We start from the raw sequence: 2276 nt of genomic DNA, 5'->3' as shown, positions 1-2276 counted from the left end.
CCTGGAACGTGCGCCGGCGCATCGCCGGCGAGCGGCTGGCCGCGCGCGCCGCGCTCGAGGCCGCCAACAGCGAGCTGGAGCGCAAGGTGGCCGAGCGCACCGCCGACCTGTCGGCCGCCAACCAGCAGCTGCAGGCCGAGGTGGCCGAGCGCATCCGCGCCGAGGCCACCCTGCGCCAGGCCCAGGACGGCCTGCTGCAGGCCGGCAAGCTGGCCGCCGTGGGGCAGATGTCCACCGGCATCGCCCACGAGCTCAACCAGCCGCTGGCGGCGCTGCGCACGCTCTCCGGCAACACGCAGAAATTCCTTGCGCGCGGCGACAATGCCACCGCGCAGGCCAACCTCGCCACCATCATCGGCCTGGTCGAGCGCATGGGCCGCATCACCGGCGCGCTCCGGTCGTTCGCGCGCAAGCCCGGCCAGGGCGGGCGCACCGCGCGGCTGGACGAGGCGCTCGACAACGCGCTGTTCCTGCTCGACACGCGCCTGCAGGCCATGCGCCCGGAACTGCGCCGCCAGCTCGAGCCCGGCCTGGTGCTGGCCTGCGACCCCAACCGCCTGGAGCAGGTGCTGGTCAACCTGATCGGCAACGCGCTCGACGCGATGGCCGCCACCGCCGCGCCGGTGCTGGAGATCCGCGCCCACCTGGCCGGCGACAAGCTGCGCCTGACCATCCGCGACAACGGCCCGGGCCTGTCCCAGGAAGCCTTCGCGCGCCTGTTCGAGCCGTTCTTCACCACCAAGCCGGCCGGCCAGGGGCTGGGGCTGGGCCTGACGCTGTCGGCCGGCATCCTGGACGAGTTCGGCGGCAGCCTCGACGCCAGCAACCATCCCGACGGCGGCGCCTGCTTCACGCTGGTGCTGCCGCTGGCGCGGCCCGGGGCCGGACCGGGCTGCCCGGGTGGCCAGCCTGGCAAGGAAACCGCACATGACGACTAGCCCGCTCACCGTACTGATCGTCGAGGACGACCCGGACGTGCGCCTGGGCTGCGAGCAGGCGCTGCGGCTCGAAGGCATCGCCACGCGCGCGGCCGGCAGCGCCGAGGCGGCCCTGCGCGAAGCCGGCGCGGGCTTCGCCGGCGTGGTGGTCAGCGACATCCGCCTGCCCGGCATGGACGGCATGGCGCTGCTGCGCGCGCTCCGCGCGCGCGACGCCACGCTGCCGGTGGTGATGGTGACCGGCCACGGCGACGTCAGCCTGGCGGTGCAGGCCATGAAGGACGGCGCCTACGACTTCCTCGAGAAGCCGTTCTCGCCCGAGCAGCTGGTGGAGGTGGCGCGGCGCGCGCTGGAGCAGCGCCGCCTGGTGCTGGAGGTGGCCGACCTGCGCCGCAGGCTGGCCGGGCGCGACACGCTCGAGGCGCGCCTGACCGGCCATTCGCCGGCCATCGAGCGGCTGCGCCGCCTGATCGCCGACCTGGCCGACACCGCCGCCAACGTGCTGATCCACGGCGAGACCGGCACCGGCAAGGAGCTGGTGGCGCGCTGCCTGCACGAAGCCAGCGCGCGCCACGCGCGGCATTTCGTGCCGATCAACTGCGGCGGGCTGCCCGAGCAGCTGTTCGAAAGCGAGATCTTCGGCCACGAGGCCGGTTCCTTCACCGGCGCGGCGCGCCGGCGCATCGGCAAGATCGAGCACGCCGAGGGCGGCACGCTGTTCCTCGACGAGATCGAGAGCATGCCGATGCCGATGCAGATCAAGCTGCTGCGCGTGCTGCAGGAGCGCGTGGTGGAGCGGCTCGGCTCCAACACCCCGGTGCCGGTCAACACGCGCGTGGTGGCGGCCACCAAGTCCGACCTCAAGGCGCTGTCGGAGGCCGGCCAGTTCCGCGCCGACCTTTATTACCGGCTCAACGTGGTCACGCTGGAACTGCCGCCGCTGCGCGAGCGCCGCGAGGACGTGCCGCCGCTGTTCGAGCATTTCGTGGCGCAGGCCGCGCTGCGCTTCGAGCGCGAGGCGCTGCCGGCGAGCCGCGCCGAGATGGCCGCGCTGATGGCCTACCAATGGCCCGGCAACGTGCGCGAGCTGCGCAACCTCGCCGAGCGCCACGTGCTCGGGCTGGGCTGCAACCCGGGCCAGGGCACCGCCGCGCCGGCCGCGCTGCCGCTGGCGCAGGCCGTCGAGCAGTTCGAGCGCGCGCTGGTGGCCGACGCCATGCGCCGCCACGACGGCAACCTGAGCCGCGCCAGCGAGGCGCTCGGCATCGCCAAGACCACCTTGTTCGACAAGGTGAAGAAGTACCGGCTCTGAGCCGCGCGGCGGCGCGCCCGCCGACT

The 2276-nt window shown here is 73.9% G+C and carries 2 protein-coding genes; both read left to right on the top strand.

Annotated elements, in window-relative coordinates; all coding sequences use genetic code 11:
* The coding region (locus K206_RS39510; RefSeq protein WP_020205650.1) for a sensor histidine kinase at nt 1-938 on the top strand (938 nt) is incomplete at its 5' end.
* A complete protein-coding gene (locus tag K206_RS0127815; protein ID WP_020205649.1) occupies nt 928-2250 on the top strand; it encodes a sigma-54 dependent transcriptional regulator in 1323 nt (440 codons plus the stop codon). The genes K206_RS39510 and K206_RS0127815, both read left to right, overlap by 11 nt.
* Nucleotides 2251-2276 lie beyond the last annotated feature (26 nt).

Source organism: Cupriavidus sp. WS, from assembly GCF_000395345.1.
GTDB classification, from domain to species: Bacteria; Pseudomonadota; Gammaproteobacteria; order Burkholderiales; family Burkholderiaceae; genus Cupriavidus; species Cupriavidus basilensis_B.
This window is presented reverse-complemented; position numbering and strand designations above follow the sequence as displayed.

What these genes read in the sequence shown, in the direction of transcription:
- K206_RS0127815 (WP_020205649.1), top strand. Translation starts at nt 928, where the DNA reads ATGACGACTAGCCCGCTCACCGTACTGATCGTCGAGGACGACCCGGAC.